The sequence below is a fragment of the Streptomyces sp. IBSBF 2435 genome (genome assembly GCF_036815005.1).
Classification (GTDB): domain Bacteria; phylum Actinomycetota; class Actinomycetes; order Streptomycetales; family Streptomycetaceae; genus Actinacidiphila.
This window is the reverse complement of sequence record NZ_JAJSYW010000082.1, coordinates 22,513-28,512: the sequence shown is the minus strand read 5'-3', so window position 1 is coordinate 28,512 and position 6,000 is coordinate 22,513. Positions and strand designations below refer to the sequence as shown.

Here is a 6,000-nt window from a genome sequence, read left to right as displayed (position 1 = left end):
GCGGGGCGCGGGGCGGGCGTACGGGTGCGCGGCCCCGGGCGTAGAGGTGCAGCTGCGGCTTGCGCGCCGCGGTCGTAAGCCCTGTGCTCTACGCCCCCGCCGCGCTCCGCTCCCCCGCCGGCTCGCGGTCCCGGGTCCTGCTCGGATGTCCCCGCCCTTGGGACACCCGGCCCCCGTGGGCCACCGGGTCCGCCGACGTCCTCAGCCCGCGAGCTGGCGCTTGACCTCGGCGGCCACCCGGCCGCCCTCCGCGCGCTTGGCGACCTTCGGGTTCACCAGCTTCATGACGGCGCCCATGCCCTTCGGCCCGGTCGCGCCCGACTCCGCCACCGCCTCCCGCACGATCGCGGCGATCTCCTCGTCGGTGAGCTGCTGCGGCAGATACGCGGCCAGCACCTCGCCCTCGGCCCGCTCCCGCCGCGCCGACTCGACCCGGCCGCCCTGCTCGAACGCCTCGGCGGCCTCACGGCGCTTCTTCGCCTCCCGGGTGATCACCGTCAGCACCTCGTCGTCGGAGAGCTGCCGGGCCGTGGTGCCGGCGACCTCCTCCTTGGTGATGGCGGTCAGCGTGAGCCGGATCGTGGCGGAGCGCAGTTCGTCACGGCCCTTGATCGCCGTGGTGAGGTCGTCCTTGAGTCGCTGCTTGAGCGTCGTGGTCATACCCCGATTTTCGCACCACCGCGACCCGGCCGCCCCGCATTAACCCCGCGGCCCGCAACAGGCGGCCGTACGGCACCCGTCCCGGACTCTGACACGATGGACGCATGCGCGCGCGATACGGACTCCCCCTCGGTGTGACGGTGGCAGGCGCGGCCTGCGTGGCATACGCGGCCGGTTTCGAGGCGAGGTCCTTCCGGCTGCGCCGGGTGGACATCCCGGTGCTGCCTCCCGGACTGCGGCCGATCCGTATCCTCCAGCTGTCCGACATCCACATGGTGTCGGGCCAGCACAAGAAACGCCGCTGGATCCAGTCGCTGGCGGGCCTGCGCCCCGACCTGGTCGTCAACACCGGCGACAACCTGTCCGACCCGACCGCGGTCCCCGAGGTGCTGGATGCGCTGGGCCCGCTGCTGCGATTCCCCGGTACGTACGTCTTCGGGTCGAACGACTACTACGGCCCGAAGTTCCGCAACCCGGGCCGCTACCTGGTCGAGAAGGCCCGCGGCCAGCACGGCCTGAACGGCAAGAGCTCCGGCGCCCACGGTGTGATCCGCAATCCCTGGGGCGACCTGCGCGACGCGTTCGACGCGGCGGGCTGGGTCGGCCTGAGCAACACCCGCGGCCGCGTGAAGCTCGACCACGGCCCGGTGCTCGGCCTGACGGGCCTGGACGACCCGCACATCAAGCGCGACCGGTACTCCGCGGTCACCGGTGGCCCCGACCCGGACACCGACTTCAACCTGGCCCTGGTCCACGCCCCCTACCTGCGCGTTCTCGACGCCTTCACGGCGGACCGCTACCCGCTGATCCTGGCCGGCCACACCCATGGCGGCCAGCTCTGCATCCCCTTCTACGGCGCCCTGGTCACCAACTGCGACCTCGACACCGACCGCGTGAAGGGCCTCTCCACCCACACCGCCACCGGCTCCACGTCCTACCTCCACGTCTCAGCAGGCTGCGGCACCAACCGCTTCACCCCCGTCCGCTTCGCCTGCCCCCCCGAGGCCACCCTCCTCACCCTCACCCCCGCCTGAACCGGATTTCGCCTCCGGCCCCGCGTCCGCTAAAGTAAACCCCGTTGCACCGGGGTGTGGCGCAGCTTGGTAGCGCGCTTCGTTCGGGACGAAGAGGCCGTGGGTTCAAATCCCGCCACCCCGACCCAGGTCAGAGGCCCTGCAGGATCATCCTGCAGGGCCTCTGGCGTACCCGTACAGCAGCGAAGTACAGCAACAGGCGCGACCTTCGGCGTCCGTGCCAGATGCCAAGGGACATTCGAAGCCACCACTCGCCGGATAGGCAAGTCGATGGTGACGTGGCAAGCAGAAGTTGCGGGCTCCTGCCGAAAGCCAAGACGATCCATCTGCTCGGTTCTCAACCGAAACGCGCTAGCGGCGACCCTCGCGTTGGTCGGTTGACACTCTGCCGCTTGGAAGACCCCTGGCAACCTCTGCTACGCCACGTGATCGTCCAACCGTCGAATCAGCAAACGAAGCCACGTTTGGTCGTCACCTAGCACAGTCACCCAGCCAGCCCATTCTGCAATCAGCCGGGCCGTCTCCACCCACGCAATCATGGGGGCTCAGCTTGGGTCCGCGGGTAGGCATCGTGGCAGATGCCATCGGTCATCGCTCCAGGTCACGGTGTCGTCTGGACAGGAACCGATCATTGGAGGCTGACCCGCGCTGACTAAAGTGCAAGACATCGCCAGCCGAGGCATGGATGCTCTACTTTAGACACCCCCTTAAAGTGCAACGAGAGGTCCTGAGGCTAGACAATGTTGCCCTTCAGTCCCGAATCCGACCTCGTCACAGCCCGTGCTCGACTGCATGCCATGGTCGAGTCAGTCCTGGGGAAGCTGCGAGCCAATGTGCTGCCCGACGAGGCTGAGCGTCAGCATGTCGACTGCAAGGAAGAGGCTGGCAGACGGGGAGCCGGCGGCGTGCTGCTTCCGGGCACGCCTCGCAACCTAGCCGCCGCAGACCACCTGGCAAGCGAAGTAGCTTGCATGGCGAACACTCCAGGCGGTGGGGCACTGATCGTCGGCGTGGAGGATGCCAGCGGGCGCTTTCTGGGTGCGGCCCTCGAAGAGGATTGGCTTCGCCACCGCATCTACGAGCGGGTAGGGATCGCTCCGGCGGTGGAGGCCATCGCAGTCGATGGCATGCGGCTGCTGGTGGTCTACGTAGCAGAAGCTAGAGAACCGGTTGAAGACCTGGCTGGGCGGACAAGGTGGCGGGCTGGGGGCCACTGTGAACCTGTCGACCGTGCAGAGTGGTGGCTGCACCGTCAAAATGTGACCGGCCACGATCCAATGGCAGCTATCACTGATCACACATACCTAGAGGTGGCTCCTGGCGCTGTTGCCACGGCACAACGCTATCTCGCGTCCTCTGGCAGTCCTGGTGACCAAGCCAGGTACGGTTCGGTGCAGGCGCTCCTCAGCGCGCTGGGTGTCTTGCGTCCAGACGGCAAATTGACCCAAGCGGGTGCACTTACCTTCTGTCCGGCCGATAGGACGTACCTCTCTTTGTCCGTCCTGGATGTCGAAGGTGGCGACGTCATCTCATCGCCACCCGACCTTGCGGGTCTCAGTCTGTTGGAACAAGTCGCCGCCGTGGATGAAAGACTAGATGCCCTAAACACGTCAATCCGCCTGGAGGGTCGGCCTGGCTTTGCTCTGTCTTCTGTCCGTCGTCTCCCCGAGGGTGCAGTCCGCGAAGCCGTACTGAATGGAGTGGTGCATCGCGATTGGATGCAACCTGATCCCGTTGCAATCACCTGGATCGAAGCAGATTCCGCCGTGCAAGTTGTGAGCCCGGGTGGATTCGTCGGTGGAATGAACGCCGGCAACGTTCTGACTCAGCGTTATGCCCGCTACCCCGCGTTGGCTGACCTCTTCAGGGCGCTACATCTGGTGGAGAAGCAGGGCCTCGGTGTCGATCGCATGTACCGCGACATGGTCTCACTCGGCCACCGGCCGCCGGTTCTCGTGGAAGAGGAGGGCCCCCGCGTACGCGTACGGCTATCGGGAGGGCGCCCGGTACTGCCGGTCATGAACCTAGTGATGCGGATCCAGCCATCCATCCGTCAACGTGACGTTCGGGTTGCCCTGATCGTTTACACACTTTTGCGTGAGCCGTTCGTCACCGCCGAACGCCTCACGGAGGTGTTGCAGCGAAGTGCCGAGGAAGCGGCAGAAGGGCTCGAGGCGGCGGCAGAGTGCCTCGTCGGCGAAGAGCCGCTTCTCGCCCACTACAAAGATGTCTGGACACTCTCCGCACAGGCAGTTTCGGCAGTCGAGACGGTGGCTGACCGTGACGAGTTGAAACGCCGCGGCGTTCTCCTTTACATCAAGCCGGACATCACAATTGCCGAGTCAGCTGCGCGGAAGTGGCTGTCGGATCACGACCGATACACGTCTGGCGATCACGCCTGGCTCACTGGTCTGACAACCACCGGCGCGCGAGGCCAGCTTGAACGGCTGGAGCGTGATGGGGTACTCGTCCGAGGAGAGGGGGCAGGGCGCAATTCGCACTTCGTGGCAGGCCCCAGTCTCAAGTAAGCAGGATCCCGCGAGTTCTTCGGGATCTTCTGAGATACCGATCACGGCAGGGGCCTGCAAAGCTTATTCGCCAAGCCCCTGCCGCGTATTCGATTAGGTGGTCAACTCGTCAGGCTAGCCGGACTACTCATTGCTGGCTGCCGCGTCGGCCGCATGCCGTTATTGAGGGATCATAGATGTTTCCGATGCCCCAACCCGCAACGATGTACCCAGTTTGCGGAGCGCCTTCCGGGTCTCCTCCGACGGGACGTGCGTGTAGACCTCCATCGTTACGGCGATCTGGGTGTGGCGAAGAATCTGCATCGCGACGCGTGGGTGGACGTCCAGGGCGGCGAGCAGGGAGCCGCAGGTGTGGCGGGTGTCGTGGACGCGGATCAGGCGGACGCCGGCCTGCTCGCAGCGGAAGGCGAAGCGACGGTTGAAGTTGCGGGGCTCGACCGGGGTGCCGTATCGGGTGGTGAAGACGAGGGCGGACTCGGTCCACAATTCGCGGGCGGCCAGCTTGTGGGCGTCGCGGCTCTTCTGACGGAGGTGGAGCGCGGCCTCGCAGATGTCCGGCAACGGGAGAACGGCCTCCGATGCCTCCGTCTTCGTCTCGGAGTGGAGCAGCCGGCGGCGGACGCGCTGGAGCTGCTTGCGGATGTGGAGTTCGTGGCGGTCGAAGGTCACGTCGGACCAGGACAGCCCCAGCACCTCGCCCTTGCGCAGGCCGAGGACCAGGATCAGCACGTAGGCCGCGTACAGCGGATCGCGGGCGGCGCGGGCGGACTCCAGGAAGCGGCTGGCCTCCTCGACGGACCAGGGAACCGGCTTGCGGCTGCGGGGTTTGGGGAGCTTGACGAGTTGGGCGACGTTGCGGGCGATCATCTCCTCGGTCATGGCGTAGGTGAGGGCGCTGCGCAGGACGGTGCGGGCATCGCCGACCGAGCGCTGGGACAGGGTCTTGTGGCAGCACTTGCCGAGGGCGCAGCAGCGACGACGGTCCTGGGGGCGGGCCTCGTCTTTGCCCTGGGCGCAGCACTGGCACGTGTCGGCCAGCTTGTTCAGCCACTCGCGCACGTCCCGGACGGTGAGCTTGTCGACGCGCTTGGCGCCGATGAAGGGGACGATGCACAGACGGACAGCCGTCTCGTACGTCGCCGCGGTGAGCGGCTTGAGGTTGCGCTCCACGACCTCGGTGATCCAGTAGGCGAGGTACTGCTCCAGCGTGGGGCTGCTGGTGGCTACGGGGCCGGCCTTGGCAGCCGTGTGGAGCTTGATCCACTTGTCGTGGACCTCGGCGCGCGTCTTGCCGTAGACGTACTTGCGGGCGCGTTTGCCCGTGGGGGTGGTGACCCAGGTGTAGGCGGCGAAGCCGTTTCCGCGAGGGTAGATGGAGCCTTCTCCGTTGCCACGCTTGCCGCTCAAGCCGCCACCTGCTCAGCCGAGGCGACCACGCGAGCGACGTACTCGTCGACCCAGGTCGGGAGGATGCGGCGGTTGCGGCCGATGCGTACGGAGCGGATTTCGCCGGTCAGGACGAGGGTCTTGGTCTTGGACAGGCCGAAGCCGAGCATGTCCGCGACTTCGGCGGTGGTGTACCACTTCCGCTCGATGACGGTGGAGCGGCTAGTCGGGAGCGACGCGGCAGTGGGGCCGGCAGTTTGCCGGGGCGGAACGGTGATGGTCGTCAGGTCGCGCTCGGGCGCGCTTGACCGGGGCATGGGCCTCCTCGCCGCTTGTACGGGGCTGGCACCCCAGCGGCGTGATCATGTTGATGGGTGGTCGTGGTGGCGGAT

Annotated in this window: 5 protein-coding genes and 1 tRNA gene; 3 read left to right on the top strand and 3 right to left on the bottom strand. The window is 66.7% G+C overall.

The annotated features are described in order from the left end of the window. Window positions 1-201: 201 nt before the first annotated feature. Window positions 202-660, bottom strand: a complete 459-nt coding sequence (locus tag V7E46_RS17835) for a GatB/YqeY domain-containing protein (RefSeq protein ID WP_333769322.1) — start codon at window positions 658-660, stop codon at window positions 202-204. Between the two features lie 104 nt (window positions 661-764). Between V7E46_RS17835 and V7E46_RS17830 the strand changes: the two genes are divergently transcribed. The 3 genes from V7E46_RS17830 to V7E46_RS17820 all read left to right on the top strand — a co-directional run bounded on the left by V7E46_RS17830 (window position 765) and on the right by V7E46_RS17820 (window position 4,222). After that, a complete protein-coding gene (locus V7E46_RS17830) occupies window positions 765-1,694 on the top strand; it encodes a metallophosphoesterase (RefSeq protein WP_333769321.1) in 930 nt (309 codons plus the stop codon). Window positions 1,695-1,744: 50 nt separating this feature from the next. Then, window positions 1,745-1,818, top strand: a tRNA-Pro gene (locus V7E46_RS17825). Between the two features lie 673 nt (window positions 1,819-2,491). Continuing rightward, window positions 2,492-4,222 (top strand): DUF5635 domain-containing protein, encoded by a 1,731-nt coding sequence (locus V7E46_RS17820; protein WP_333769320.1) that lies wholly within the window; start codon window positions 2,492-2,494, stop codon window positions 4,220-4,222. Window positions 4,223-4,381: 159 nt separating this feature from the next. Here V7E46_RS17820 and V7E46_RS17815 read toward each other — a convergent pair whose 3' ends face one another. Both V7E46_RS17815 and V7E46_RS17810 read right to left on the bottom strand, forming a co-directional pair. Next, window positions 4,382-5,629 (bottom strand): site-specific integrase, encoded by a 1,248-nt coding sequence (locus V7E46_RS17815; protein WP_333769319.1) that lies wholly within the window; start codon window positions 5,627-5,629, stop codon window positions 4,382-4,384. Beyond that, window positions 5,626-5,817, bottom strand: coding sequence for a helix-turn-helix domain-containing protein (locus tag V7E46_RS17810; RefSeq protein WP_333769323.1), 192 nt, complete (start codon window positions 5,815-5,817; stop codon window positions 5,626-5,628). Before V7E46_RS17810 ends, V7E46_RS17815 begins: the two co-directional genes overlap by 4 nt. Window positions 5,818-6,000 lie beyond the last annotated feature (183 nt).

Excerpts from the sequence above, each read along its gene's own strand:
- V7E46_RS17835 (WP_333769322.1), bottom strand. The coding sequence starts at position 660 with ATGACCACGACGCTCAAGCAGCGACTCAAGGACGACCTCACCACGGCG.
- V7E46_RS17830 (WP_333769321.1), top strand. The coding sequence starts at position 765 with ATGCGCGCGCGATACGGACTCCCCCTCGGTGTGACGGTGGCAGGCGCG.
- V7E46_RS17820 (WP_333769320.1), top strand. The coding sequence starts at position 2,492 with ATGGTCGAGTCAGTCCTGGGGAAGCTGCGAGCCAATGTGCTGCCCGAC.